The following is a 308-nucleotide window of genomic DNA, read 5'->3' as shown; positions in this document are numbered from 1 at the left end:
TAAAATCGTGGAACTGAAGAATGCCTATCAGAGTACTTTGTTACTTGATGAAGCACATTCACTCGGTGTCCTTGGAAAGACCGGGGAGGGGCTGGTAGAAAAAACAGGAATGATTAATGAGGTTGATTTTATAACCGGAACTTTCAGTAAGAGTCTGTGCGGCATCGGCGGTTTTTGCGTGAGTAACCATCCTCAGCTTGTTCAGCTGCGGTACATAAGTCATCCTTATATATTTACGGCTTCTCCTTCTCCGGCGACTATTGCTTCGACACGCGCTGCTTTAAAGTTGTTGCATGATGGTTATTTAT

Annotated in this window: 1 protein-coding gene; it reads left to right on the top strand. The window is 43.8% G+C overall.

Features of this window, described 5'->3' with window-relative positions; genetic code table 11:
• A partial coding sequence (locus SQ11_RS16125) for an aminotransferase class I/II-fold pyridoxal phosphate-dependent enzyme (protein ID WP_041515227.1) occupies positions 1 to 308 on the top strand: 308 nt, incomplete at both ends.

Source organism: Nitrosospira sp. NpAV (genome assembly GCF_000832065.1).
GTDB lineage: Bacteria > Pseudomonadota > Gammaproteobacteria > Burkholderiales > Nitrosomonadaceae > Nitrosospira.
The sequence above is the reverse complement of the archived record's forward strand: the minus strand, read 5'-3'. Positions and strand labels throughout refer to the sequence as shown.